26 protein-coding genes are annotated in these 25,413 nt (G+C 74.9%); 11 read left to right on the forward strand and 15 right to left on the reverse strand.

Going from position 1 to position 25,413, the window contains the following annotated elements; translation table 11 throughout:
• Positions 1 to 182 precede the first annotated feature (182 nt).
• The gene (locus RM844_RS10140) at positions 183 to 1,121 is read right to left on the reverse strand and encodes a lytic polysaccharide monooxygenase auxiliary activity family 9 protein (protein WP_394814474.1); all 939 of its coding nucleotides are present in this window, start codon (positions 1,119 to 1,121) and stop codon (positions 183 to 185) included.
• 380 nt (positions 1,122 to 1,501) lie between these two features.
• Positions 1,502 to 2,002, reverse strand: a complete 501-nt coding sequence (locus RM844_RS10145) for an FBP domain-containing protein (protein ID WP_311666688.1) — start codon at positions 2,000 to 2,002, stop codon at positions 1,502 to 1,504.
• Positions 2,003 to 2,073: 71 nt separating this feature from the next.
• Between RM844_RS10145 and RM844_RS10150 the strand changes: the two genes are divergently transcribed.
• A complete protein-coding gene (locus RM844_RS10150) occupies positions 2,074 to 2,652 on the forward strand; it encodes a TetR/AcrR family transcriptional regulator (RefSeq protein ID WP_311666689.1) in 579 nt (192 codons plus the stop codon).
• 279 nt (positions 2,653 to 2,931) lie between these two features.
• Here the strand turns inward: RM844_RS10150 and RM844_RS10155 are convergent, their stop codons facing one another.
• On the reverse strand, positions 2,932 to 3,477 hold the full coding sequence (locus RM844_RS10155; RefSeq protein ID WP_311666690.1) for a GNAT family N-acetyltransferase: 546 nt from the start codon (positions 3,475 to 3,477) through the stop codon (positions 2,932 to 2,934).
• Positions 3,478 to 4,016: 539 nt separating this feature from the next.
• Between RM844_RS10155 and RM844_RS10160 the strand changes: the two genes are divergently transcribed.
• The 3 genes from RM844_RS10160 to RM844_RS10170 all read left to right on the forward strand — a co-directional run bounded on the left by RM844_RS10160 (position 4,017) and on the right by RM844_RS10170 (position 5,923).
• A complete protein-coding gene (locus tag RM844_RS10160; RefSeq protein WP_311666691.1) occupies positions 4,017 to 4,712 on the forward strand; it encodes a glycoside hydrolase family 11 protein in 696 nt (231 codons plus the stop codon).
• Positions 4,713 to 4,826: 114 nt separating this feature from the next.
• The gene (locus RM844_RS10165; RefSeq protein ID WP_311666692.1) at positions 4,827 to 5,450 is read left to right on the forward strand and encodes a TOPRIM nucleotidyl transferase/hydrolase domain-containing protein; all 624 of its coding nucleotides are present in this window, start codon (positions 4,827 to 4,829) and stop codon (positions 5,448 to 5,450) included.
• Positions 5,451 to 5,551: 101 nt separating this feature from the next.
• Positions 5,552 to 5,923, forward strand: coding sequence for a VOC family protein (locus tag RM844_RS10170; RefSeq protein ID WP_311666693.1), 372 nt, complete (start codon positions 5,552 to 5,554; stop codon positions 5,921 to 5,923).
• Between the two features lie 48 nt (positions 5,924 to 5,971).
• On the opposite strand, the gene RM844_RS10175 is transcribed toward RM844_RS10170, so the two are convergent.
• Positions 5,972 to 6,541, reverse strand: coding sequence for a hypothetical protein (locus tag RM844_RS10175; RefSeq protein ID WP_311666694.1), 570 nt, complete (start codon positions 6,539 to 6,541; stop codon positions 5,972 to 5,974).
• A 278-nt stretch (positions 6,542 to 6,819) separates the two neighbouring features.
• On the opposite strand from RM844_RS10175, the gene RM844_RS10180 reads away from it, so the two are divergent.
• From RM844_RS10180 to RM844_RS10200, 5 genes are all read left to right on the forward strand, one after another.
• Positions 6,820 to 7,323, forward strand: a complete 504-nt coding sequence (locus RM844_RS10180) for a hypothetical protein (RefSeq protein WP_311666695.1) — start codon at positions 6,820 to 6,822, stop codon at positions 7,321 to 7,323.
• A gap of 223 nt (positions 7,324 to 7,546) precedes the next feature.
• Entirely contained in the window at positions 7,547 to 9,007 is a 1,461-nt protein-coding gene (locus tag RM844_RS10185) for a GAP1-M domain-containing protein (RefSeq protein WP_311666696.1), read from the forward strand.
• Between the two features lie 61 nt (positions 9,008 to 9,068).
• Positions 9,069 to 9,737 (forward strand): vWA domain-containing protein, encoded by a 669-nt coding sequence (locus RM844_RS10190; RefSeq protein WP_311666943.1) that lies wholly within the window; start codon positions 9,069 to 9,071, stop codon positions 9,735 to 9,737.
• Positions 9,734 to 10,648, forward strand: a complete 915-nt coding sequence (locus RM844_RS10195; protein ID WP_311666697.1) for a PP2C family serine/threonine-protein phosphatase — start codon at positions 9,734 to 9,736, stop codon at positions 10,646 to 10,648. Before RM844_RS10190 ends, RM844_RS10195 begins: the two co-directional genes overlap by 4 nt.
• Positions 10,645 to 11,997 carry a protein kinase domain-containing protein gene (locus tag RM844_RS10200; protein WP_311666698.1) on the forward strand — a complete coding sequence of 451 codons (1,353 nt, stop codon included), beginning with the start codon at positions 10,645 to 10,647 and terminating at the stop codon, positions 11,995 to 11,997. The genes RM844_RS10195 and RM844_RS10200 overlap by 4 nt, the downstream gene beginning before the upstream one ends.
• A 49-nt stretch (positions 11,998 to 12,046) precedes the next feature.
• Here the strand turns inward: RM844_RS10200 and RM844_RS10205 are convergent, their stop codons facing one another.
• The 10 genes from RM844_RS10205 to RM844_RS10250 all read right to left on the reverse strand — a co-directional run bounded on the left by RM844_RS10205 (position 12,047) and on the right by RM844_RS10250 (position 23,367).
• A complete protein-coding gene (locus tag RM844_RS10205; protein ID WP_311666699.1) occupies positions 12,047 to 14,116 on the reverse strand; it encodes a hypothetical protein in 2,070 nt (689 codons plus the stop codon).
• 4 nt (positions 14,117 to 14,120) lie between these two features.
• Positions 14,121 to 14,630, reverse strand: a complete 510-nt coding sequence (locus RM844_RS10210; protein ID WP_311666700.1) for a hypothetical protein — start codon at positions 14,628 to 14,630, stop codon at positions 14,121 to 14,123.
• Positions 14,627 to 16,147, reverse strand: coding sequence for a hypothetical protein (locus RM844_RS10215; protein ID WP_311666702.1), 1,521 nt, complete (start codon positions 16,145 to 16,147; stop codon positions 14,627 to 14,629). Before RM844_RS10215 ends, RM844_RS10210 begins: the two co-directional genes overlap by 4 nt.
• Positions 16,148 to 16,861: 714 nt before the next feature.
• Positions 16,862 to 17,626, reverse strand: a complete 765-nt coding sequence (locus RM844_RS10220; protein ID WP_311666703.1) for an ABC transporter ATP-binding protein — start codon at positions 17,624 to 17,626, stop codon at positions 16,862 to 16,864.
• A gap of 1 nt (position 17,627) precedes the next feature.
• Entirely contained in the window at positions 17,628 to 18,407 is a 780-nt protein-coding gene (locus RM844_RS10225) for an ABC transporter ATP-binding protein (protein ID WP_311666704.1), read from the reverse strand.
• Positions 18,408 to 18,410: 3 nt separating this feature from the next.
• Positions 18,411 to 19,607 carry a branched-chain amino acid ABC transporter permease gene (locus RM844_RS10230; protein ID WP_311666705.1) on the reverse strand — a complete coding sequence of 399 codons (1,197 nt, stop codon included), beginning with the start codon at positions 19,605 to 19,607 and terminating at the stop codon, positions 18,411 to 18,413.
• The gene (locus tag RM844_RS10235) at positions 19,591 to 20,475 is read right to left on the reverse strand and encodes a branched-chain amino acid ABC transporter permease (RefSeq protein ID WP_311666706.1); all 885 of its coding nucleotides are present in this window, start codon (positions 20,473 to 20,475) and stop codon (positions 19,591 to 19,593) included. The genes RM844_RS10230 and RM844_RS10235 overlap by 17 nt, the downstream gene beginning before the upstream one ends.
• 7 nt (positions 20,476 to 20,482) lie before the next feature.
• Positions 20,483 to 21,700, reverse strand: a complete 1,218-nt coding sequence (locus RM844_RS10240; protein WP_311666707.1) for an amino acid ABC transporter substrate-binding protein — start codon at positions 21,698 to 21,700, stop codon at positions 20,483 to 20,485.
• A 376-nt stretch (positions 21,701 to 22,076) separates the two neighbouring features.
• The gene (locus RM844_RS10245) at positions 22,077 to 22,646 is read right to left on the reverse strand and encodes a GNAT family N-acetyltransferase (RefSeq protein ID WP_311666708.1); all 570 of its coding nucleotides are present in this window, start codon (positions 22,644 to 22,646) and stop codon (positions 22,077 to 22,079) included.
• A 97-nt stretch (positions 22,647 to 22,743) separates the two neighbouring features.
• Positions 22,744 to 23,367, reverse strand: a complete 624-nt coding sequence (locus RM844_RS10250) for a TetR/AcrR family transcriptional regulator (RefSeq protein ID WP_311666709.1) — start codon at positions 23,365 to 23,367, stop codon at positions 22,744 to 22,746.
• A 115-nt stretch (positions 23,368 to 23,482) separates the two neighbouring features.
• Here RM844_RS10250 and RM844_RS10255 point away from each other — a divergent pair, with 115 nt between their 5' ends.
• Positions 23,483 to 24,271: an SDR family oxidoreductase gene (locus RM844_RS10255; RefSeq protein WP_311666711.1), complete on the forward strand. Its 789-nt coding sequence runs from the start codon at positions 23,483 to 23,485 to the stop codon at positions 24,269 to 24,271.
• A gap of 70 nt (positions 24,272 to 24,341) precedes the next feature.
• On the opposite strand, the gene RM844_RS10260 is transcribed toward RM844_RS10255, so the two are convergent.
• The gene (locus RM844_RS10260) at positions 24,342 to 24,974 is read right to left on the reverse strand and encodes an AMIN-like domain-containing (lipo)protein (RefSeq protein WP_311666712.1); all 633 of its coding nucleotides are present in this window, start codon (positions 24,972 to 24,974) and stop codon (positions 24,342 to 24,344) included.
• Positions 24,975 to 25,169: 195 nt separating this feature from the next.
• On the opposite strand from RM844_RS10260, the gene RM844_RS33530 reads away from it, so the two are divergent.
• A complete protein-coding gene (locus RM844_RS33530) occupies positions 25,170 to 25,400 on the forward strand; it encodes a DUF4253 domain-containing protein (RefSeq protein WP_394814475.1) in 231 nt (76 codons plus the stop codon).
• Positions 25,401 to 25,413: the final 13 nt, after the last annotated feature.

Here is a 25,413-nt window from a genome sequence, read left to right on the forward strand (position 1 = left end):
CGATCCCTACCATCCTGGGCGGGCACCCGGAGCCGGGTGCCCGCCCAGGATGGTAGCCGGCGCGGCCAAACCGCCGCGGCCCGACGCCCCCGGCGGGGCCGGGGACGTCGGGGCGGCGGCTCGGGCGCGGCGACTCGGGCGCGCTGACTCGGGCGCGGTGGCCGGTCAGCGCGGGCGGCCGGTCAGGAGAGGAAGCCGGCCAGGTCGGAGCCGACCGCCCGGACCAGCGAGACCGCCTGCTGGGAGACGCTGGTCACCGCGGAGGTCTGGGCCTCGGCGCCGTGCCCGGCGTGCTCGTTGTGCAGGGCGTGGCTGGCCTGCATGGCCTCGGTCGCCGCCTCGTCGTAGGCAGCGGCCACCTGGTCCGCCGACAGCTCGTTGCCGTTCCCGAAGGTCACCTCGCCGTTGCCGCCGTCGAAGACGACGTCGGAGCAGGAGTAGAAGTTCTCCTGGCTGTCGGACCGAATCCAGTGCACGTAGATGATGTGCTCACCGGAGCGCTCCGGCAGCTGCACGTCCCAGTAGTAGTGCCCGTCCTCGGTGCCGACGCCACCGCGCTGCGGCGGGTTGGTGACGGTGCTGATCTGCTCCAGGTCACCCCAGCCGAGCGGCTGGCCGGACGACCAGTTCTCGTTGGTGATGTAGACGTTGAACTCGCCTGGGTGGTGGGCCCAGTTGCTGTGCTTCAGCTCGATGTTCGAGCCGGAGGTGAGGTGCGTGGTGGGCCAGTCGGTCCGCGCCGCGTCGTAGGCGCCGAAGTCGAACGGGCCGTTGTTGCCACCGCTGCACAGCTCGCCGTCCGGGATGTAGCCCTCGGTCCGGCCGGCGCCGTTGGAGTCGAGCACGGCGAACCAGTTGTACAGCGGGCCGGTGCCGCTCTGCGCGACCGCGTCGGCACAGGCCGGGTTGGCCGGCATCTGGGTGCTGCTGTTCTCCTGGAGGTCGAGGTAGCACAGGTAGGTGCGGGCCCCGGGCAGGGTGGTCGAGCCGTGGGCCGAGGCCGGCGTGGGGAGGGAGGCCAGCAGCAGGGCCGAGGCGCTGGCCCCGAGCACGCCGGCGAGGCGCAGCTTCCCGAACTTGCCCGTCGTCGTGGTCTCCCGGCCGGTCGGTGCGTTGGACACGGATGCTCCTTAAGAGAAGAGTCGTCTCCCGAGAGGGCAGCCGAGACGCACCGGCTGACTGATCCGGTGGCACCGACGGCCCGTCGTCGGTGTTGCCAAACCGCGCATGGGAGCGCTCCCGCAACGCAAGGTAGTGCCGTCCGGCGCGTTCCGGAAGCACTGCTTCCGGCCGTTACCGGCCTGCTGGCGCCTACTTTCAGCCAATTTCGCCCCGGCGCACCCCAAGGATTTCCCAAACCGGCCCCGCACGGGGTGCCGCGGCGCGCCGGGCGGACGTCCGCCGGACGGGTGCCCGCGTGGCGGGAGCCGGTGCCATCGCGAGCCCGCCACGGAGCCCCTGAACGCGGCCGCGGGCGCCGCCGGCCGTCGCTTCCTGGCGGTCACCTCGACCGGTCGGTCACCTTGGCCAGGAAGGCGGTCAGATTGGTCATCATCCGATCGATCTTCTCCTCGACCGTGATCGATTCGCGCAGCCGAGCGTCCGATCCGGTCTCCTTCCGACCGCGCACATAGAGCGGGCAGCAGAGGTCGTCGCAGACGTAGGCGCCCACCGAGTTGCCCTGCTGGCCGGCCCGGCCGGCCCGGGGGGCGACCAACAGCGAGACCCCGCCGGTGTGCGCGGTCAGGCACAGCGAGCACATCCCCCGCCTGGTCCCCCAGGCCCCCCGCCCCTGGCCGCGCAGCGCGACCGCCCGGGGGCGCCCGTCCAGCTCGGCGACCAGGTAGGCGCGGTCCGGCGCCTGCGGGTCACGCCAGCCGAGGAAGTCCAGGTCGTCCCAGGGCCGCTCGGCCAGGTCGTGCGGCACGAACAGGCGCTTCGCCGCGCCCTTCGAGCAGTTGACGAAGGACGCGCGGATCTCTGGTTCGCTGAGCGGCTTCATAAAACGCAGGCTAATTTGCCTAAAGGTTTTAGGCAAACGCATAATCTGTGATGGTAGCGAGGAGGCAGACCATGGCCCGAGCGGGACTGAGCACGGAACGACTGACGCTGGCCGGCGCCGAGCTGGCCGACGAGGTCGGCTTCGACCAGGTGACCGTCTCGGCGCTCGCCCGGCGCTTCGACGTCCGGGTGGCGAGCCTCTACTCCCACCTGCGGAACTCCCAGGACCTGCGGACCCGGATCGCCCTGCTCGCGCTCGCCGAGCTGGCCGACCTGGCCGGCGAGGCGGTCGCCGGCCGCGCCGGCCGGGACGCGCTGGTCGCGCTCGCCAACGTCTACCGCGACTACGCCCGCGCGCACCCCGGCCGCTACGCCGCGGCCCAGCTGCGGCTCGACGCCGAGACGGCCCGGGCCAGCGCCGGCGTCCGGCACGCCCAGCTGACCCGGGCGATCCTCCGCGGCTACCAGCTCTCCGAAGCGGAGCAGACGCACGCCGTCCGGCTGCTCGGCAGCGTCTTCCACGGCTACGTCAGCCTGGAGCTGGGCGGCGGCTTCAGCCACAGCGCCCCCGACACCCAGGAGACCTGGGAGCGCACCCTCGACGCCCTCGACGCGCTGCTCCGCAACTGGCCGGCGCCCGAGCCGGACTGACCGCCGGACCGCAACCGCCGGACCGCAACCGCCGGACGGCGGGCTGACCGGGAACGGGACCGGCAGCGGGAGCAGGGACGTGAGCAGGGCCGAGGACGGAAACCGGAACGGGAACCAGGAAGGGGGGAGGGACGGGGGCGGGAACGGAACGGGAACGAGGGCGGGGGCAGGGGGCGGCCCCGACGCGGGAAGGGTCTCCGGCCCCGCCGCCCGCGCCGGCCATCCGGACCCCCGGCGAAACGCGAGCAGGTCGCCGACGCGGCCACCCGGGCCGCCGCCTCAGCCGCCGGAGTCGCCCCCGCGGGTGGCCTCTCCCCCCGGCGCCGCGTCGGCCGGGGGCAGCTCCGCGTGGACCTCGCCGGCCACCCGCCCGTCGCTGAACGTCGCGCCGCTCCGGCGGAGGACGGCGACGGCCGCCGCGTTCCGCGCCGTGGTGTCGGCGCGGACCACCCGCGCCCCGACCCTCGTCGCCTCGACCAGGATCGCGCCGAGCGCCGCGCCGCCGACGCCCCGCCCGCGCCAGGAGCGGGCGAGCCAGAGGCCGGTCTCCCACTCTCCCCGCTCGCCACGGCGCGCCAGCCGGGCCGACCCGACGACCTCACCGTCCCGGGTGACCGCGAAGGTCATCTCGGCGAGCGGGCCGGCTGGGCCGGCGCGCCGGGCGCGGTGCCAGGCGAGGAAGGCCGCCCGCCGGCGCGGCGTCCAGCCCGGCGGGCCGGCGACCGGCGGCATGACCTCCCCCGGGTCCGCGTCCCGGACCGCCACCGCGAGGAGCGCGCGCAGCGTCTCCTCGTCGACCTCGCGCAGCGTCACCCGGCCCTCCATGGCCACCTCCGTCCTTCGCCTCGCGGCGGGACCATCCTCGGGCGACGGCGTCAGCCGGCGCCAGCGGTTTCGGCGCCCCGCTCCCCGCCCGCCCGCGACCGCCCCTGACGCCCCGTCAATAACCGGAAGGGAACTGAAAGTTTTTCGGAAAATCGCTCGGTGACCGGGAGGAAATCAGGGGTCAGGATCGACCAACTCCAAACTGCCTCGACCAGCAAACCGCGTTGAACAGAGAAAACGCGAAAAGCACTTCTCGACGGCCGCGCCAGACCTTCCGGAATTCTTGCGGGAACCGTTGACACCTTGAGGTGCTCAGATCAACCTGTTGGCCATCGGCAGCCCCGAGAGTGCTGCCGGTCCGGGCCGCCCTCGTGGTCCGGTCTCTCCGGTCGCGGGCCGCACGACGACCGGCCGCGGGCCAACCGCGCGTGGTGGGACGCCACCGCGCGGGCGCATGCCGCCACCGGCCGACCGGCGGGCCCCGCCGGATCCACACCGCGCTGTCTGGCCTCTCCCGCCAGCCTGTACGAGGAGGAGCATTGAACAAGGACGACGCCGGCCGCCGGCAGACGCCCTCGCTGAGCCGTCGGGGCTTTATCGGCGGGGCCGGCGCGCTGACGCTGGCCACCTCGGCGGTGGTGATGCTGCCCACCACCGCGCACGCCCAGACGGTCACCGACAACCAGGAGGGCACCCACAACGGCTACTACTACTCGTTCTGGACCGACGCCAACGGCACCGTCTCGATGACCATGGGCAACGGCGGCCAGTACAGCACCCAGTGGCGCAACACCGGCAACTTCGTCTGCGGCAAGGGCTGGAGCAACGGCAGCCGGCGGACGGTGAACTACTCCGGCAGCTTCAGCCCGTCCGGCAACGGCTACCTGTGTCTCTACGGCTGGACGTCGAACCCGCTGGTCGAGTACTACATCGTGGACGCGTTCGGCACCTACCGGCCCACCGGTGAGTACCGGGGCTCGGTGAACAGCGACGGCGGCCAGTACGACCTGTACCACACCATGCGGTACAACGCCCCGTCCGTGGAGGGCACCAGGACGTTCCCGCAGTACTGGAGCGTCCGCCAGTCGCCCCGGGTGGGCGGCAGCATCAACACCGGCACGCACTTCGACGCCTGGGCCAACGCGGGCATGAACCTGGGCGAGTTCCGCTACTACATGATCATGGCGACCGAGGGCTACCAGAGCAGCGGCAGCTCGAACATCACCGTGTACTGACCGACGGGGGCACGGGGACGGCGGGCCGGCGACCCGGTGGAGTGGTCGCCGGCCCGCCGACACGCGGGCGGTAATTCCCTACCGCCGCGGCCCGAACGCGCCCACACTCACCCCATGGCGGACATGGGGGCGTTCCGGGACGCGGTCACCGACTGGGCGGCGGGGGGCGGCCGGGCCGCCGGCGGCGCGGCGCGCGCGCTGGCGGCCCGGCTGCCGGTCAGGACGGTGGTCCTGCTGGAGGGGCCGAGCGACGCGGCGGCCGTCAACGCGCTGGCCGCGCGCCACGGCCGGGACCTGGCCGCCGAGGGGGTCTGCGTGCTGCCGATGGGCGGCGCGATGAGCGTCGGCCGGTTCGCCGGGCTGCTCGGGCCACCGGGGCTCGACCTGCCGCTGACCGGGCTGTGCGACGTGGCGGAGGCCGACTTCTACCGCCGGGGGCTGGAACGGGCCGGCGCGGCCCGGGAGTTCTTCGTCTGCGCGGCCGACCTGGAGGACGAGCTGATCCGCGCGCTCGGCGTGCCACGGGTGACGGAGCTGGTCGAGGCGGAGGGCGACCTGCGGGCGTGGGAGACCTTCCTGCGGCAGCCCGCCCAGCGGGACCGCGCCGCGGGGCAGCAGGTGCGGCGCTTCCTCGGCACCAAGAAGGGCCGCAAGATCCACTACGGCCGGGTGCTGGTCGAGGCGCTGCCGCCGGGCCGGGTGCCCGCCCCGCTGGACGCCCTGCTCGCCAGCCTCTGAACCGGCCGGTCGGCCGCCCCCGGGGAACAGCCCGCCCAGGGCGGCTGTTGGGGCTGGTGTGGCGGCCGGCGAACGGCGCCGGCCCGGGCGAAGGAGCGCACGTGATCCTCAAGACCTACGCGCGGCTGTGGGTGGACGACCTGGACGTCTCGCTGCCGCTGCTGGAAGCGCTGACCGGGGCGCGGCCGGTGCTGCGGTTCGCGTTCGACGCCATCGAACTGGCCGCCGTGGGCGACTTCCTGGTGATCGCCGGCCCGGAGGCGGAGCGCGCCAGGTACGCGCACGCCTCCGCGACGGTGGTGGTCTCCGACCTGGACGCGCTGGTCGCCGAAGTGGCGGCGGCGGGCGGCGAGATCACCCAGCCGGTGGCGAACAGCCCCACCGGCCGCTTCCTCTACGCCCGGCACGCGGGCGGCGCGCGGGTGGAGTACGTGGAGTGGAACGAGGAGACCCGCCGCCTGGTGCTGGGCTGAGCCGACCCGCCCCGGCCGGGTTGTCGGGGGCGCGGGGCGGGGCGGGCGTCACCCTTCGCCGACCGCGGAGAGGGCGTCGGGGGTGCCCGGCTCGCCGGTCAGCATCTTGGCGCCCGAGGACCAGGTGACGAGGAGCCGGTCGCCCTCCAGGGCCAGCGTCGCCTCGGTGTCGGTCCAGGCCGGTGCGCCCTCCCGCAGACGCTCGGTCAGACTCAGCGCGTCGCCGGTGACGCTGCCCGCCCACTGGTCGCCGGACTCGGTGACGGCGTCCATGGTGAGCACCGCCTCGCCGTCGGTGATCCGCAACTCGGCGGTGCCGGCCCCGGCCAGCCACACCCCGTCGTACGGGGTGACGGCGGCGGCCGCTTCCGGGTCGTCGGCCGGCTCGGCGTCCTGCCCGACCGACTCGGTGGGGCCGGCCTCCTCGGCGGCGCCGGCGTCGTCCGCCGCGGCCTCTCCGTCCTCCTCGTCCGCCGCGTCCTGGCTTTCCCCACCGCCGGTCTCCTGAACGTCGCGGCTCCGGTCGGCTGACTCGTCCTCGCCGCCGCCGCAACCTCCCACCAGGAGCGCCGTCGTGATCAGGAACGCGGGAAGTGCGCGACGCGCTGTCCTCTGCACAGTGCTGAACCCTGCCTCGTGTCTGTTGGCGTTCGACTACCGCCCGGATGCTAGGGGTTCGCGAAGCGAAATTCCAGCAAAGGTTGCGGTACGGCGAAGGAGGAGGGCGGCCCACACAACTGCCCTGTGAAACAGCCACATCGGGTCCACATCGAGGTGGCGGAAGAGAGCGCCGCGCTCGCCGAGCGAACGTCGCGTGGCACGCTCGCTCCGCCCGTCGCCGAGCCGGACCGGCCGCCCCGGCCGGATTGTCAGTGGCGTGGTGTTCACTGACGTTCGTGGATGACGAGGAACGCGTGTGGATCACGGCCGTGCCGCCCTTCGGCCCGGCGGAGGTGGGGGTGCTGCTGGCGGTGGACGTCGGCACGGCCGATGTCGGCGAGCGGCTGACGCACCGCCTGCTGAACCGGGGGCACGAGGGCGAGGAGGGCGTCTTCTACCTGCTGGCGGACGATCTGGCCGCCCGGTACGAGCGGGCCGGTGGCCGGCTGGCGGTGTCGCTGCTCGCCCACCGGTCCTCGCTCGCCGCCGAGTTGGCGGCGGACGGCGACGCGGAGCTGGCGGCCGGGCTGGCCGCGCTGCCGACCGACCCGGTCGATCCGGCGCGGGTGCGGCTGCTGCGCCGGGAGATAACCACCGACTTCGACCCCGCGGGGCCGGACGCCGAGCCGAGCCCGGTCCTGCTGATCGACCATCTGGGGCCGGCCCCGCTGCCCGAGCTGTTCGCCGCCTTCGGCCGGGGCGAGGCGAGCCTCGCGGTGCTGCCGGCGGAGGGCCCCTGACGGACGGACTCCTGGCGGACGCCCCCTGACGGACGGGCCGATCCGGGCCGGGGAGGGCCGCCGGCCGGTCGCCCGCGCCCCTGACCACCGCACACCGGCCCCGGGTCCCCTCTCCGGAGCCGCCGTTATCGTGCAACTCCCTGCGGACCGAGGGCGGTTCGGGTCACACTTGGACGGTGCCGTGGCCACGGGGGCGTGACGGCGCGCGGAGGGGGAGCAACGCATGCAGCGCGGACAGGACATCCGCGGCCACCGGTTCCTGCTGTCCGAGAGCCCCGCGTCCCAGCCGGACCCGGTGCTGGCCGCCCAGGTCGCGCGCACGGCGCCCGCGCCCGGCGACTCCTCCCTGGCGCACGCCCGCCTGCCGGGTGGCACCGCGCTGCTGTGCCACACGCCCCGGGCCGGCGTGGTGCACGCGCTGCTGGTGCCGTCCGGCGCGCTGCGCCGGATGTGGGCCATCGACCTGTGGCGTGCCCCGGTGTGGCAGGGCTCCTGGGAGGGTGCGGACGGGGTGCCGACGCTGGCGCCGGGGGCGGAGCCGGAGCCCGGCGCGCGGTTCTCCGCGCCGGAGCTGGTGGAGTTCGCCTCGCTGCACGCGGCGCGGGTGCGGCCCTTCCTGTCCGACGTGCGGCGGCTGTTCACCGACCCGGCCGGCCGTCAGGTGGTGGTCGCCGAGCGGGACCAGGCCACGGTCGCCCGGTGGATCGCGCTGGCCGCGTTCTTCCTCGACCACTGCCGGCCGGCGTCGCCGGGCCCGGCGCTGACGTTCACCACCGGCACCCGGCGCCCGTTGGACGCGCCGCAGCAGATCCTCGGGATCGGCCCGGACGCCGAGTTCGACCGGAGCGACATCGACCTGCTGAGCCACCGGTACCGGGTGCACGACGGCCTCGGCGGGCCGGGCAGCCCGCCGGAGGAGCACCAGGACCCGCTGGCGGCGCGCTTCGCGACCGACCGGCTGGGGCTGCCGCCGGAGCGGCCCGCCAGGCCGCGCCCAGCGCCGGACGGCGGGACGCCGAACACCGCGGCGCCGGACGACGCGGCGCCGACCCCGGCCGCGCCCGGCCCCGCCGACCCGCTGGTGCGGACGCCCGCCTCGCCCGTCTCGCCCACCCCGCCCGCCCCGGCGCCGCCGGCCGACGAGCCGGCGCCCGCCGCCCGACCGCGCGCGGCGGACACGGGGCCGCCACCCGCCGCCGCCACCCGGTTCCAGGACCTGCTGGCCGCCCTGCCCGGTGGCCGCCCCGCCGACGCCGCCCAGTTGGAGGCCCTGTACCGCCGGGTCTGGGGCCGGTTCGACCCGGACCTCGCCGGCGCCCTGACGCTGGTCCGCGGCTGCGCGCCGGAGCTGTTGATCGCCGCCCGGATCCATCTGCGGATCGTCGGCCTGCTCACCCGCCCCGCCCGGGTCACCCGGGCGCACTATGACCTGGCCCGCGAACTGCTCGCCCGGCAGCCCGACTTCGACCTGCACGGCAACCACCTCGCGGCCGCCCGGCTGCTGATCGCCGGCCACGAGCTGTCCGCCGGCGGCGAGCGGGCGAAGCGCGCCGCCCGAGACCTCCAGCATCTGCTCCTCGGGGAGGCCCAGCCGCTCATCAACGAGGACCAGCGCGACTGGGCGCGGCGCCGGCTGAGCGAGTACGGCACCGACACCCTCCTCGGGCCGGGCCCCCACGCCTAACCCCCCGTTCCCCCACTTCCGAGAAGAAGGTTGTTCCGTGAGTGACATCCCCGGCGGCCCCATGGCCAGCCGCCCCCTGCACTTCATCTGGCTGCTCGACTGCTCGGGCTCCATGGGGGTCAACGGCAAGATCTCGCAGCTCAACTACGCGATCCGGGAGGCGATTCCGGAGATGCGCAAGGCCGCGGACGACAATCCAGGCGCCGAGCTGCTGGTCCGGGCCATCACGTTCAGCGCGGGCGCCGCCTGGCACCTGCCCGAGCCCACCCCGGTCGCCGACTTCGCCTGGGAGGACGTGCACGCCACCAGCACCACCGACCTGGGCGCGGCGCTCCGCCTGGTGACCGAGGCGCTGAAGACGCCCCCCATGCCGGGCCGGGCGCTGCGCCCGGTGCTGGCCCTGGTCTCCGACGGGCTGCCCACCGACGACTGGCGCTCCGCGCTGCGGGCCATGGACGCCACCCCGTGGGGCAAGCGGGCGGTCCGGGTCGCGATCGGCATCGGCGAGGACGCCGACAAGGACATGCTGAAGGAGTACCTCAACAACCCGGAGCAGGAGCCGCTGCGGGTGAAGAACCCGAAGCAGCTGGTCGCCGCGATCCGTTGGGCCTCGACCGTGGCGGTGGCCAACGCCTCGTCACCGCTGCTCGACAAGGACCAGCGGGTCGGTCCCTCGCCCGACCAGCAGACCACGATCACCAACACCGCGGTCGAGCCCGACGTCTGGTGACGGAGGACTGGCGGCTGCTGCGCGAGGGGGTCAAGGGCAGCGGCAAGGCGTACAGCCAGGACCGGCATCTGGCGTTCCTGGCGGAGGCGGGCCGGTGCGCCGTGCTCGCGGTGGCCGACGGGCACGGCTCGGCCGCGCACTTCCGCAGCGACCTCGGGGCACGCTGGGCCACCGAGGAGTTCGCCGCGTGTGCCCGGTACCTGACCGACCGGCTGGGCGAGACGGCCGGCGCGCCCGAGCGGACCGACGCGACCGGCGCGCCCGAGCGGGCCGCGGCGGCTGGCGGGGGCCGGGCCCCGGGCCCGGCCCTGCCCCGGTTGCACGCCCTGGCCCGGGACCTGCCCCGGCAGCTGGTGCACGGCTGGCGCGGCCGCGTCGCGCTGCACGAGGCGAACTCGCCGGCGCACGGCCGGCCCGACGAGCCGCCCCCGTTCGACGTGTACGGCAGCACGCTGCTGGGCGCCGTGGTGACGCCCGAGCTGCTGGTGTGCTGGCAGCTCGGGGACGGCGACATCACGCTGGTGGAGGCGGACGGCACCGTGCGGACCCCGCTGTACACCGGCCCCGACCTGGGCGACGAGACCGAGTCGCTGTGCCTGCCCGAGGCCTGGCGGCGGGCCCGGACGCACTGGCGCCCGCTGACCGGCGGGCCGCCGCCGGCCGTGCTGCTCTCCACCGACGGGCTGTCCAAGAGCTTCGCCGACCACGCCGGTTTCCTCGGCTTCGTCCGCGGGGTGCGGGAGCGCGCCGAGACCGAGGGCACCGAGCTGGTGCAGGGCAAGCTCGCCGACTGGCTCGGCCACGCGGCGACCCACTCGGGGGACGACACCACCCTGGTGGCAGCGTTGCCCGTCGCCCGACCCGGCTCCGACAGCGGAGCACGACCACTGACGAGGGGGACAACCCGTTGAACGACGCCTACGGCATGCTCAGCGCCGGTACCACGCTGCGGACCGAGCGGGGCGAGGAGATCACGGTACGGGGGCTGCTCGGCTCGGGCGGCCAGGGCGAGGTCTACGAGGTCACGACCGCGGCCGGGCCCCAGGCCCTGAAGTGGTACTTCCCGCAGCTCGCCGACGCCCAGCGGTGGCGGATCCTGGAGACGCTGGTGGACCGGTCGTGGGGCGACGACCGGTTCCTGTGGCCGCGGACCATCGTCTCCGATCCCGCGCTGAACAGCTTCGGCTACGTGATGGGGCTGCGCCCCGCCCGGTTCCACGACCTGCCGGCGCTGCTGCGCCGCGACCCCGCCGTCGCCGGCGCCACCCCCCGGTCGCTGATCACCACGGCGCTCAACACCGTGGAGGCCTACCGCACCCTGCACGCCCAGGGCATCGCCTACCGGGACATCAGCTGGGGCAACGTCTTCTTCGACCCGCTCACCGGGGACGTGCTGGTCTGTGACAACGACAACGCGGTGGTGGAGGGCGAGTTCGCCGGCATCGCCGGCACGATGAACTTCATGGCGCCCGAGCTGGTCCGCGCCGAGCCGGGCGCGCAGCCGTCCATCCAGACGGATCTGCACTCCCTCGCGGTGCTGCTCTTCTTCCTCCTGATGAACCACCACCCGTTCGACGGGGCGGAGGAGTTGCGGATCCACTGCATGGACGAGCAGGCGCAGCGGAAGCTCTACGGCTTCGACCCGGTCTTCATCTACGACCCGGCCCGCACCCGCAACCGCCCGGTGCCGGGGGAGCAGGACACGGTCATCGCGACCTGGGGCGCGCTGCCGCGGACGCTGCGCGACCTGTTCGTACGGACGTTCACCGAGGGGCTGGCGTCGCCCGCCCGCCGGATCGTCGAGTCGGAGTGGCGGGACGCGCTCAGCGCGGTGCGGGACGCCATCGTGCCGTGCGGCACCTGCGGCAAGCAGAACCTGACCGATCCCGGCGACACCGCCCCCACCTGCTGGTACTGCTCCAGGACCGTTGACCTGCCGCTGCGGCTTGAGCTGAGCTGCGGCACCGGCCGCCGCCGCACCCGCCGCGACCTCCGGCTGGTCCAGCACGCCCAGGTGCACGGGCACCACCTCGAAGAGGACCCCGAGCGCCACGACTTCAGCGACCCGATCGGTGAGGTCACGGCCCACCCGACGGTGGCCGGCCGGCTCGGGCTGACCAACCGCTCGACCACCGCCTGGCGGATGCGCCGGCCGGACGGCACCGAGTTGGAGGTGCCGCCCGGGCGCACCGCGGCGCTGCGCCCGGGCGTGCTGCTCGAACTGGGCGACGGCGCGGAGGCGGTGGTGCGGGAGCGCTGACCGGCGGCCGGAGCGCGCCCGCGCTTGCCTGGCGGGAGACCGGGCGCGCTCAGGCCCGGCGGGTGAGCCGGCGCAGGGCGCGGCGCACGGCGTCCGACAGGGTGCGCCGCGCCGGGCCGAACACGCCCTGGGCCCGGTGCAGCGCGAGGCGGGGCAGCGGCACGGCGGGGAGTTCGACCCGGACGTCGGTGCCGAAGGCCAGCGTCGCGTCCGGCCGGGCGACCGGCGCCGCGGTGACCGTGCACCGGCCGGGGCCGACCGGCAGCTCGACGGGCCCGGCGCGGTGCCGGCTGCGGGCCACCCGCAGCTCGCCGCGCCCGCCGTCGCCGTCGCCGGCCCAGGCGAGCAGCACCAGCACCGCCGGCTCGGGCCACCGGAACGCCACCACGGCCCGGTCGGGGGCGACCCTGGTGACCGCGAACTCCTGGACCGCGCCCGGGCGTTCGAGCAGCACCGAGGGGCCGGCCACGGCCCGGTCGCCGAGCACGCTGAGCACGGTCAGCCGCAGCGCGCCGCCCAGCGGCGGCAGCACGGTGACGGTGCCGGTGTCGTCGCCGTGCACGGCCGACAGCCGGCCGAGCGCGTCCGACACGTCGCTGCCGGGCTCCGGCGCGCGATCCCGCCACACCACCAGCCGGCTCTCGCCACGGGCCGGCGGCGGCCAGCTCACCCGGACCTGGCCGGCCGTCCCCGCCGGGCGGGCGTCGATCCCGGCGACCGGCCCCGGCCAGTCGGCGGCGACCGCGGCGACCCGCACCCCGGGCGACCAGACCAGGTCGCCCGCCGGGTCCCGGTAGCCGCAGCTGACCCGGTAGACGTACTCCCCCGGCGGCAGCGGCCGTTCCATGAACCCGTGCGGCCCGCACGGCACGTCGGCCCCGTCGGCGCGCACCGCGCGCACGGCGGCGGCGGCCGGGTGCGCGCGCCAGGCGCACGCGACCCCGCCCGGCACCGCGCGCCCCACCGCCCCTGACACCTCGGGCAGCACGGTGACCGGCCCGCAGGCCAGGGCCGCGCCGGCGGGCCGGTCGCCCTCCAACGGCAGCACGGCGTAGCGCGACGGCCGGCCGGTCAGCGGCTCCGGATCGACCACGGTCTGCCCGGCGTCGGCCGGCACGTCGAGGGCGACGGCCTCCTCGGGCACGCCGTCGGGGAAGCGCACCACCAGGCAGCGCACCGGCCGGGACGGCGTCGGCCAGGACACCACGACCGGTCCGGCCGGGGTCGGCGCGGCGGTGACCCGGCCCTGGCCGTCCCCGGCGACCGCGGCGGCCACGGTGAACAGCAGGGTCCGCGCGGCGGGATCGTCGAGCGCCCGGCGGGCGGCGCGCAGCGCGACGGCGGTGGCGGTGGCGTGCTCCCCGGCGGCGGCCAGCCGCTCGGCCTCGGCCAACTCGGCGGTGAGGGTGGCGAGTTCGGCGGTCAGCTCGGCGAGCAGCGCGGCGAGCCGCTGGTCCGCCGGGGCGGCCGGCAGCAGCGCCGCCAGCCCGGCGGCGGTCCGCAGCCGCCGTTGCCGCCGGACGTCGAGCAGCCGCTCGGCCGCCTCCCGGACCGGCCCCGCGGCCGGGAACCCGGCGGCGACGGCCGCGGCCAACTCCCCCGCCTCGGACCGGTCGACGCCGAGCGCCACGGCCCGGGCCGCGTCGGCTCCGCCGCCGGCGTCGGTCAGTAGGACGCACAGCTGGTACAGCACGATGCGGCGGACGGCCATCGGCTCGGCCCGTTCCGCCGCCGCCAGCCGCCGCAGCACCTCCCGGGCGGCCCCGACCCGTGGGTCGCCGGACACCGCCCAGCGTTCGGCCGCGGCGTCGCAGGCTGCGGCGTCCACCCGGCGCAGATCGCTGCCGCGTTCGGGCGGCAGCAGCAGCCCGTCCAGGATCCGGAAGCCGGCGTCGGCCCGGTCGTCGCCGCGCAGCGTGGGCCGGTAGCCGCCGGTCGCCGGCTCGGCGGGCGGGAACAGCGCGTCGGCGGCGTGCCGGAAGCCGGCGTCACGCTGGGCGCGGAGCAGCGCCGGGTAGTCCGGGACCCCGGGGAAGAGCGGCAGCACGGGCAGGGGTGGCCGGGCGGCCGCGGTGGCCGGCCGCCCGGGGCGCCAGGCCGCCGTGCGCGCGTCGGTCATCCGGTCACCTCGGCGCGGTGTAGAAGTACACCCACAGCCGGGCGGTGTTGCCCGGCTCCCCGAGGTCGTGGAAGTCCTCGCGGGTGATGCCCTCGGCGAACATGTCGGGCCTGGCCCGGTGCAGCAGCGCGTTGACCTCCCCGGCGTACCGGGTGCCGCCCTGGCCGCCGCCGAAGGTCAGCACGAACGCGGCCTCCCGCCCGGCCCACCGCTCGGTGGCCGCCGCGAGTTGCTCGACCAGCTCGCCGGCGTCCCCGCCGCTCACCCCGAACTCGACGGGGTCGCGCTCCACGCCCCGTGGGCCCTCGTCCTCGGTCGGCTCCGGCTCCGGTTCCGGCGACTCGGTGGCGGACTCCTCGGGCACCGCGGGGTCGGCGGCGGCCAGTGGGTCGGGCTGGCCGCTCATCGAGACCAGGGCGAGCACCAGCAGCAGGTCGGCGAAGAGCCAACCGGCCAGCGCGGCGAGCCCCAGCCGGCGACGCCGGCGCCGCACCGGGGGCCGGGCGCCGCTCACCGGCCGTCCACCGGCGGCTGGGGCGCGGGCGCGGAGGTGGACACGGGCGCCGGCGCGGGAGCGGGCGCCGGCGCGGGAGCGGGCGCCGGCGCGGGCGGGGTGGCGGGCGGCGGGGTGCCGTGGCCGGGCGCCGGGGCGGCAGCGGGCCGTGCCGGCTCGGCGGCGTACGTGGGCGCGTTCGGCGCGTATCCGGGCGGGCCGGGATCGGCGGCGTAGCCGGCCACCGGCGGCTCGCCGCCGTACCCGTACCCGTACGCCGGGCCGGCCGGCTCCGGCACCGCGCCCGCACCCGCGCCCGCGCCCGCGCCGAACGCCCCGAGCGCCCCGACGCCCACCCGGACCCGGGCGGCGGCGTCCTCCCAGTGCGCCGCCGCGGCGTCCCAGCGCTCGGTCGCGTCCCGCATGCCGGCCACCGCCTCCTCGGTGCGCCGCGCGGTCCGGCTGACCGCCTCGGCCGCCCGGTCGCCGGCGGCCACCGCGCTGCGCGAACTGGCCAGCAACTCCCGCTGCACCGTGGTCAGTTCGGCGAGCGCGGTCTCGATGCCACGCCCCATGCCGGTGATCCGGTCGCCGACCTCGCGCACCCCGGCCGCGCTCTCCCGGCCGGCCTTGGCCGCCTCGGCCTGCCCGGTCTGCACGGCCGCCTCAAGCCGGCTGGTCGCTGCGCCGAACGGGCCGGCCGCGCCGGCGAGTTGTTGAGCGGCGGCCTCGATGCTGTCGGTGGCGCGGCGCGCGGCGTCGAGCGCTTTGGCGAGCGCCCGCTGCCCTTCGGCGGCCCGGCGGACCAACCCGTCCAGCCGGGTCGCGGCCTTGGACAGCTCCCCGGTGAACCGCTGCGGGGCGCTGAGCCGTTGCTGGTTCAGCACGAGCTGGGTCCGGGTCAGCACCGAGGTCAGCCGGGTGAGCAGCCGCTCCCGCGCCGCCTCCCGCCGCGCCTCCTCGCGCTCGGCGCGCCCGCGCGCGCCGGCGTGCCAGACGGCGATCAGCACGATCAGGCCGATCAGGAGCAGCGCGGTCAGCGCGACGTTGTCGAAGCGGCCGAGGGCCGAGACGCGGCCGTCGAAGCCGGACTGCCACAGTTGGAGGAACGGGCGGGTGGCGGCCTCGGGGTCCTCGGCGCTCAGCTCCCGGTAGGCGCTGCTGGCCTCCCGCAGCCCGAACCAGGTGACCAGCAGCGGCACGAAGACCAGGATGCCGAGCGCCGCCTCCAACAGATCGGCGCCGGCGAACCGGCCGCGCAGCGCCGCGGCCACCCGCCCGGCCGCCCCCCGTGCCCCGCCGGCCCGTAACGCCTGCCAGCCCGCGCGCCAGGCGCCGGTGTCGGGGGGCTCGGGCGGTGGCGCCAGACTCTCCGGCCGGGCGAAGGACCCCACCAGGTCCAACTCCGCCCACTCGGCCAGCCGCGTGCCGGACCGCAGATCGGCCGCGAGGGCGACCAGCTCCGCCCGCCGCGGCTCCAGGGCCTCCTCGCCGGCCAGCTCGTCGATGTCCTTCGCGAGCGCACCGGTTCCCGTCAACGGCGAGTGCTGCACAGCCAGTTACCCCCCTGGGCCGAAATGGTGAGGACCCTACCGCACCACCGCGTGACCGGTCCCCGCCTTCTCCGACGCGCCCCGGCCGGTGGCTGGTTGCACGCCGGATCGCCCAGGGTGATCGCCCACACGGCGGAGCGTGGTCGGCCGAACCCGGCGACTTCGGCTGGCCCGGGGCACGCCCCATGACCTGGCGGGACGCCACCCCACGGCGGTCCGGCTGCCGCGCCGCGCGGCCTCAGCCGCGGCCTCTCCCCGACGGTCCGCCACCTCGGGGGAACGGGTGTCCGACACGGCCGCCGGTGCCGGTGGCGGCAAAGGCGCGGCGACTCGCTACCCCGGGGGTGCCGGGCGGTGACGGCCTCCCGCACCCGCCGTCGCGCCACGCGCACGCCGGCAGCCGCACGCCGCCCGAGGGCGAGGAGCCCTCGCACCCCGCACCGCCCCGCGGGGCGGCCGGCAGCCGATGGTCGGCCCGCGTCCCGCTCGGCGCGGGCGGCACTGCGCACCGCCCCGCTTCCGAAACCCCCGCCGAAGCACCTCGGCGATCACGGTCGGGCGGGTCAGTGCTTCCCCCACCGGTCGACCACACCGGTTGACCACCGTCCGACCCCGCCCGCCTCCCGGGGCGGGGCGGGGCGGGCGCGGCCGGGTCGGGTCGGGGAGGCCCGCAGGGACGTCCCCGACCCGGTTCGCCGGTCAGGCCGCGGCGGTGTCGCCCTTCGGACGACCGCCCAGGTACAGCTCGGAGAGCTGTGGGTCGGCCAGCAACTCCGGCGCGGGGCCGGAGATGTGGACCCGGCCGAGGTCCAGCACGCAGCCGATGTCGGCCGTCTCCAGCGCGCGGCGGGCGTTCTGCTCCACCAGCAGCACGGCGGTGCCCGCGTCCCGCATCCGGACGATCTGCTCGAAGACGGTCGCCGTCGTCTTGGGGTCGAGCCCCATGGACGGCTCGTCCAGCAGGACGACCTTGGGGTCGACCATCAACGAGCGGGCGAACTCGACCTGCTTCTGCTGCCCGCCGGAGAGCAGCCCGGCCAGCTGCTTCCAGCGCTCCCCCACGATGGGGAACAGCTCCTGGACGAACGCCACCCGCTCGGCGACGCGTTCCCGGTCGCGCAGCGTGTACGCGCCCAGCAGCACGTTCTCCTCGACGGTCATCTCGCGGAAGACGCTGTGCCCCTGGAGGACATGGGCGAGCCCGGAGCGCAGCATCTGCTGCGGGCCCTGCCCGGTGACGTCGGCGCCGTCCACCAGGACGCGCCCCTCGCGGGGCCGCAGCAGGCCGCTGGCGACCTTCAGCACCGTGGACTTGCCGGCGCCGTTGGGTCCGACGAGGCAGACCACGGTGCGCGGCGGCACCCTGATGGACAGGCCGCGCAGCACCATGGCCGCCCGGCCGTAGCCGGCCTGCACCTCGTCCAGCACCAGCAGCGGCTGGTCCGCCGCCTTCTTCTCCGACACCTCAGACTCCAAGGTAGGCCTCCAGCACTCTGGGGTCCGACTGGACGACGGACGGGGGTCCCTCCGCGATGGGGCGGCCCCGGTCGAAGACCACGACGTGGTGGGACAGGCTCATCACCATGTCCATGTTGTGCTCGACGATCAGGAAGGTCTTGCCCTCGGCGTTCAACTCCCGCACCAGCGTGCCGATGCGGCCGATCAGGGCCGGGTTCACGCCGCCGGCCGGCTCGTCCAGCATGATGGTGTCCGGGTCGGACATCAGCACCCCGGCGAGTTCCAGCAGCTTCTGCTGCCCGTAGGAGATGTTGCCGGCCTCGGCGTTCTCCAGGTGGTCGAGGCCGACCCGGACCAGCAGTTCCCTGGCCCGGTCGACCGCCTCCGGCTGCCGGGAGCCGGCCATCAGCTCGCGGAGGTTGCGGGCGCGGACGGCGACCAGCAGGTTCTCCAGCAGGGTCATCCGGGGGAAGATCCGGCACAGCTGGAAGCTGCGGCCGATACCGCCCCGGGCGATCCGGTGCGGCGCCCGGCCGGTGATCTCCTTGTCCCGGAAGATGACCGAACCCGAGTCGGGTTTGATCATTCCGGTCACGCAGTTGAAGAAGGTGGTCTTGCCGGAGCCGTTGGGCCCGATCAACGCGTTGATCTGGCCGTCCCGGAACGAGACCGTGGCCTCGTTCACCGCCCGGACGCCGCCGAAGGACTTGGTCAGGCCCTCGGTGCGCAGGCCGGCGGGCGCCGCCGTGCGCTGGCCGCCGTCGGCCGTGGTCGCGTCACCGCTCACCGGTCAGCCCTCCTTTCGCTGGTTGCCGGGGCCGGCGGGGTCACTGTCCCCGGCCCCCTCGGTCGGCAAGGGGTCCGCCGGGTCCGCGGACCCGCCGGACGCCGCCCGGTTCCTGGCCAGCAGCTCCTCCGCGGTGATCTCCCGGATCGAGGAGGCCTGCGGCCCAAGCCGGCGCAGCAGCGCGGTGGCCGCCGGGATGACCCCGTCCGGCATGAAGAGCACCACCACGCCCAGCAGCAACGCCGTGGCGACCAGGTGCAGTTGGGTGTCGCCGAACTCCAGCTTGAAGTACTCCAGCGCGGAGCCGACCACCACCGCGCCGACCAGCGGCCCGAAGAGGTGGCGCGCACCGCCGAGCAGCGCCATCAGCACCATGTAGGCGCCCAGCAGGATGGAGAACTGGAAGATCGGGTCCAGGTCGCCGAACCAGAGCGCGTACATGCCGCCGGCCAGCGCGGTGAAGGTGGCCGAGACCAGGTAGGCGGCCAGCTTGTAGTCGCGGGTCGGCACGCCGAGGGCCTCGGCCTTGTCCTCGTCCTCCCGGATCGCCTTGAGCCCGGCCCCGAACCGCGAACGGTCGATGGCCCACCAGCTGACCAGCATGGCGGCCAGCAGCGCGACGAACAGGTAGTAGAAGATCCGGTGGTGGTCAGGCCGGTAGAGGTCGGCGAACGGCCGGGGCACGTTCAGCCCGTTGGCGCCGCCGGTGAAGCCCTCCCACGCCTGGAAGACCAGGAGCAGGATCAGCACGAACGAGATGGAGACGATCACGAAGGAGGCGCCCCGCACCCGCAGCGCGGCGATCCCGATCGGGACCGTGATCACCAGCACGATCAGGCCGGACAGCAGCCAGGCCAGGAACGGCTGGAGGTCGAGGTCGCGGATCAGGATGCCGGTGCCGTAGGCGCCGAGCCCGAAGAACGCGGCGTGGCCCAGCGAGACGTAGCCGGTGAAGCCGCCCATGAAGCTCCAGGCGGTGGCCGTGCACGCGTACGAGGCGACGATCACGCCGGCGGACAGGACGTAGGCGTTGGGGGACAGTTCGGGGAAGAGCAGGACCAGGGCGGCGCCCAGGGCGAGCCCGGCCCAGCGGGCCCACGGCGGGAGGAGGAACCCGCCCCGGCCGGCCCGGGCGGACCCGGCGGCCGCCGGCCGGGCCCCGGGGGCCCGGACGGTCTCGGTGTCAGAAGCGTTGGGCAAGGCGACCTCCGAAGAATCCCTGGGGGCGGAGCATCAGCGTCGCGAACAGGGCCACGTAGAACAGGGTCTGTGCCCAGGTGGTGCCCAGTTCGACCTGGAGCAGGCTCTGGCCGATGCCGAGGACCAGCGCGGCGATCGCCGTGCCCGGAATGGAGCCGAGGCCGCCGACCACGATGATCGCCATCAGCGGGCCGATCCAACTCCAGTGCAGCGAGGGGTAGATGGTGGCGTCGAGGGAGAGCGCGGTGCCACCGACCGCGGCGGTCGCCAGACCGATGCCGAAGCCGATGCCGGCCACCCGGTCGGTCTTGATGCCGACCAGCTGGGCGGCCTCCTTGTGCTGGATGGTGGCCCGCAGCGCCTGCCCGAACCTGGTCTTCTTCATCAGCAGGAAGAGCAGTGCCAGGGCGACCACGGCGAGACCGAAGGCGATCAGCTTCACCACCGCGACCCGGGCGCCGAAGAACTCGAAGTTGGCGCCGGAGTACGACAGCTGGATACGGCGCTGGGTGCCGCTCCAGAACAGGCCGAGCAGGCCCTCGATCAGCAACGCGATAGCGAAGGTGAGCAGGACCGACATCATGGTCAGCGTCGCCGGGCGCAGCCGGGTGATCAGCAGCCGCTGCATCAGCACGCCGATCCCGAAGAACAGCGGCACGGTCAGCACCATCGAGAAGAGCGGGTCGAGCCCCGTCTCCTGGTGGAAGAACCAGGCCAGGTAGGCGGCCAGGATGACGAACGCCGAGTGGGCGATCATCACCACCCGCATCACGCCGAAGTAGAGCGTCAGCCCCGCGGCGAGGATGGCGTAGAGCCCGCCGAGCAGCACGCCCAGCACCAGGCTCTGGAAGAGAAGTGTTCCGTCCATACCCCGCTCACCACTCCGGCTTGGGGAAGACGAAGTCGGCCTCCCGGGTCTCTTCGGGCAGCACGATGCGCACCTCGCCGTCCACGAACTGCTGGATCAGGTGCGCGCCCTCGGGCCGGCCGCGGTCGTCCCAGCTGAGCGGGCCGACGATGGTCTCGACCTCGTTCTCGCCCAGCCAGTCGACCAGCCGTTCCTGGCACTCGCCCTGCTCGGCGCAGCCGACCGCCTCGACCGCGGCGGCCACCACCTGGCCGGTGGTGTAGGCGTTGGCCTCGTCCTCGGACGGCAGGGTGCCGAACATCTCCTGGTACAGCTCGACGAACTCGACGTTGGAGGGGTAGGTCGCGTCGGGGGTGTAGCCGGTGGGCGCCAGGATGCCCTCGGTCCGCGAGCCGATCGCCGCGGTGAACTCGGGGTTGGTCGGCGCCGTGGAGAACGCGGCCAACTGCGGCTGGTAGTCCAGCTGTTGGAGCTGGACGATGATGTTGACCGCGTCCTGGTACTGGGTGCCGCCGATCACCATGTCGGCGTCCGAGGCGTTGATCTTGGCCGCGATGCTGGAGAAGTCCGTGGTGTTGGGCGGGTACTCCTCGTCCACCACGATCTCCAGCCCGCCCTCCGCCAACCGGTCACGCAGACCGTAGGCGGTGGCCTGGGCGAACGGGTCGTCCATGGAGGCGACGGCGACCGTCTGCGGCCGTTCGCCCTCCGGGAGGGACAGAATGTGGTCGGCCAGATTGTTGTAGTGGTCGTTCGCCACCGCCGGGGCGGCGTAGAAGAGGTTCTCAAAGCCCTGCTCGAAAACCTCGTTGGCGGCGCCCGCCGGCTCGACAAACAACATTCCGTACTCTTCGGCGACCCGGGCGCTCGGTATCACCAGCCGGGTGGAGAACGGCCCGAAGACCAGGTCCACCTCGTGCAGGGCGATGAGCGCCTCGTAGTCCTGGACCACCCGGTCGGCGGCCGACTGGTCGTCGAGGATCAACAACTCGACCCGCCGGCCCAGCAGACCACCGTTGGCGTTGACGGCTTCCACCCACGCCTCGTACCCGCGCTGAACCCCTTTGCCCGGCTCTGAGAAATCCCCGGTCAGCGGGAGGGAGACACCGATCAGCACGGTGTCCTCCTGGCCGCCACGGGGGTCGCCGGCACAAGCGGTCAGCAGGAGCGCGGACGCCGAAAGCGCCGCCGCCCACGAAAGGGCTCTCCTTTGCCGCATGCCCATGGAAGGTGGCTCTCCTTGCTTCGTTGCAGGGAAACGCGACCGCGTCGCGTCGAGACGGGAACGTGCGCGGAACCGCTTTTCGGGCGGCTGAGTAAGCGCTTTCCGTCTCGCGTCGGTACCGTACGTCCAGGAACTCAAAGGAAGCAATATCTTGACAAGGGAGACTTCTCCAGCATCAGTCTCTGAACTTATCTGGATACGGTCCGAAACCAACGGCGGCCATCAACCGGTGTGAAATCGAGACCGCCGCGTGCTCGCCAGAACGGCCGGGCCCCGGGCCGTGACCACGCCGCCACCGGCCGTCGCGACCGCCCGCGGCGGGGGCGAGCGGGCGAGGCGGGGGCGAGCGGGCGAAGGGCCGGGACCGGCGGGGCGGTCAGGCCGCGGGCGGCACCGGCCGCCGCGCCAGGTGCAGGTCGACGGGGTCCTCGGCGACCAGCCGGAAGCCGTGCCGCTCGTAGAGCCGGCCGGCGGCGCTGCCGCGCAGCACCGTCAGCCGCACCGGCACGCCCGCGGCGTCGGCGGCCGACAGCACCGCACCCAGCACGGCCGAGCCGAGCCCGCGCCCCTGCCGGTGCGGCACCAGGTAGAAGTGCTCCAGGAGCCAGCCGTCCGCGACCGGGCGGACCGTGAGACAGCCGGCCAACTCGCCGTCCACCAGGACGACGTGGCTGTGCCGTGGGGCGAAGGAGTCCCGCAGCCGCTGCCGCACCCGGTGCTCGTCGTAGCGGCCGAGCCGCTCCAGGTCGGGGCGGAGCACGACGGCCCGCAGCTCGGCGAGCGGCTCGACGTCCGCGGCGCGGGCGGCGCGCCAGCGCCAGGCGGCGCCGGGGCGGGGGGCGGGGAGCCGCGGCGGCGGGTAGGCCGCCGGCGCGGCGCCCGACGTGTCCGTCGCGCCTGCCGCGCCTGCCGTGCCTGCCGTGCCTGGCTCCGTGGTCGCCGCCATGGGCGCAGTATCGCAGCCGGCCGGCCAGCCGAGCCCGGCCGGGGCGCCCGTGACCTGCGGCGACGCCCGGCGGACCGGGCTCAGGCGCTCAGCCGCCTCACTCCGTGCCGTAGCGGGCCAGCATGGTGGCCACCGCCTCCTCGACGGCGCCCGCCACCGCCTTCGCCCCCGGGTCCCAGCCCACCAGCAACATCCGGGGCCAGAAGACGTAGTTGGAGATCATCCCGAGGAACTGGGTGGCCGCCATCCGGCCGTCGGCGAAGTGGGCGGTGCCGGCCGCGCGCTCCGCCTCCAGATAGGCCCGCACGGAGTCGAAGTAGGGCATCTTGCCGAGCCGGAACTGGGTCTCCCCCAACTCGGGGAAGCGTGGCGCCTCGGCGATCACGATCCGGAAGAGCCCGGCCATGCCGGGCCGGGTGAGCAGCGAGACATAGCGGTGGCCGATGGCCGTCAGGCCGGCCCGCAGATCGCCGGGGTGTGGGTGCGGGTTCCCGTCGTCCTCGATCCGCCAGTACTCGGTCACGATCGCTTCGAAGAGGGCGGCCTTGGTCGGGAACTGCTTGAACAGCGTCGCCTTCGAAACCCCCGCCGCCTCGGCGATCTTGGCCAGCGAGGTGCCGTCGTAGCCCGCGTCCAGGAAGAGCCGGGTGGCCGCGTCGATGATGGCCGACCGCTTCTCGGCGGCGACGCGCTGGTGGTAGGTGGCGGGCTCGCTGCTCATGCCGCCAGTATGCCGCAGGGGCAAGGTGAGTCACTTGACTCACCTTGTGGGGGATCGTAACGTGACCGAGGTGAGTCACTCGGCTCACCTTAGGCTGTGGTGGAGGGAGAGCGTCATGGGACGCTTCACAGGCCAGACCGTCCTGGTCACGGGCGGCAGCGGCGGGCAGGGATCGAGCCATGTCCGCGGGTATCACGCCGAGGGTGCCAACGTGGTGATCGCCGGCCTGTCGGACGCCGCCGGCCAGGCGCTCGCCAGCGAGTTGGGCGAGCGCGCGCACGCCACGCACCTCGACGTCACCAGCGAGACCGACTGGGCCACGGCGGTCCGGGAGACGGTGGACCGGTTCGGCGCCCTGACCGTCCTGGTGAACAACGCCGGCGTGCAGAACCCGGCGGCGCCCGTCGAGCACACCACGCTCCAGGACTGGGAGCGAACCCTGGCGATCAACCTCACCGGCCAGTTCCTCGGCATCAGGGCGGTGACCCCGGCCCTGCGGGCCGCCGGCGGCGGGGTGATCGTCACCATCGGCTCCACCATGGCGGAGGTCGGCACGCCGTACTACGCCCCCTACACCGCCAGCAAGTGGGCCCTGCGCGGGCTGACCAGGACCGCCGCGCTGGAGTTGGGACGGGACAACATCCGGGTGAACGCCATCCACCCGGGGGTGATCTCCACCCCGTTGATCAACGAGCCCACGGCCGAGGGGCAGCCGCCCATCGCCGACCTCTACTCCCCCGCGCCCTACGCCGTGCCGCGGCTGGGCGAACCGGCGGACGTCACCCGGCTGTTGCTCTTCCTCACCGACCCGGAGACCACCTTCGCCACCGGCTCGGAGATCGTCCTGGACGGCGGGCTGCTGCTCGGCCCGGCCCTCAAGTACGAGACCGCCGGCGCGGGTTGACCGGCGGCGGGCCGGTCGGGGCCGGCCCGCCGGCGGCGGCCGGCCCGCGACGACCCGGCGCGGCCGCGCGTCAGGGTTCGGCGTGCGCGATGTCCACGACGATCCGCTGGTCCTCGGTGCTGACCCGGTAGGGCAGCGGCTCGCCCGCCGGGCTCTCGATCCCGAGGCCGACGCCCAGTTCGCCCTCGAAGATGCCCAGTCCCCGTACCTCGGGCACCAGCGCGGTGGGCTCCGAGGCGACGTTGACGGTCTCCTCCACCATGCCCACCAGCACGACCTTCAGCGCCTGGTCGCCGGCCAGCTCCACCGGGGTGCCGAGGCCGCCGTGCGCGAGCGGGTCCATGTAGGTCGTGATGTGGTCGGGGACCGCGCCGGTGAACTCCAGGGCGACGCGGTCGAACCCGTCGTCCTCCGTCACCGTCACCTCGGCCAGCTCCGACGGCCCGGCCGCGCCGTCGCCGTCGCCGTCGCCGTGGACCACGTCGGTGCCCCACTCCGTACCCGGAGCGTCGTCCGCCGGCGCCCCGTCGCCGGCCGGGGTGGACTCGGGCTCCTCGACCTCCTCCGTCGGGGAGGCGGAGGCGTCCTCCCGGCCGCCGGCCGCGTCCTCGTCCCCACCGCACCCGCTGACCAGCAGCAGCGCGGCACCGGCCGCCGCCACCACCCGACCGGCCCCGCTCCGGACCGACTGCACCCGTGTCACGTCCACAACTCCCCTGCCTCGCCTCGCACTCCGCATGATCACGCGCGCCCAGGCTCTCACGCCGCCCGGCACCGCCCACCGGCGGCCGTGGGGCCTTACCCGCCGTGACCGGCCGGGGAGAAGGAGCGCCACGGTGGCACCAGGTCATCGTCAAGTCCGGGTCGGCGCACGGCGGATGTGCCGTTCCCGGCCGGCGTGTGCCGCCCGGGTGGTGGGCGTCGGCTTCGCCTCGCTCCCGCTGAGCGTCGCCGCGCCGCCGACCGCCCGGGAGGCGGCGGCGGTCGCCCGGGAGGCGGCGCGGCGGTCGCCGCCGAGCGCTTCGCCTGCTGCCCGGACCACGTCCGGCAGGGCACCCCGCCGCACACGCCGACCGCCTACGCGGAGCGGCTGGTGGCCGGCGACGCCCGGTACTTCTGGTGGGACTGAGCGGCCCGGCGGA

The organism is Streptomyces chisholmiae, assembly GCF_031845445.1.
Classification (GTDB): Bacteria; Actinomycetota; Actinomycetes; order Streptomycetales; family Streptomycetaceae; genus Streptomyces; species Streptomyces chisholmiae.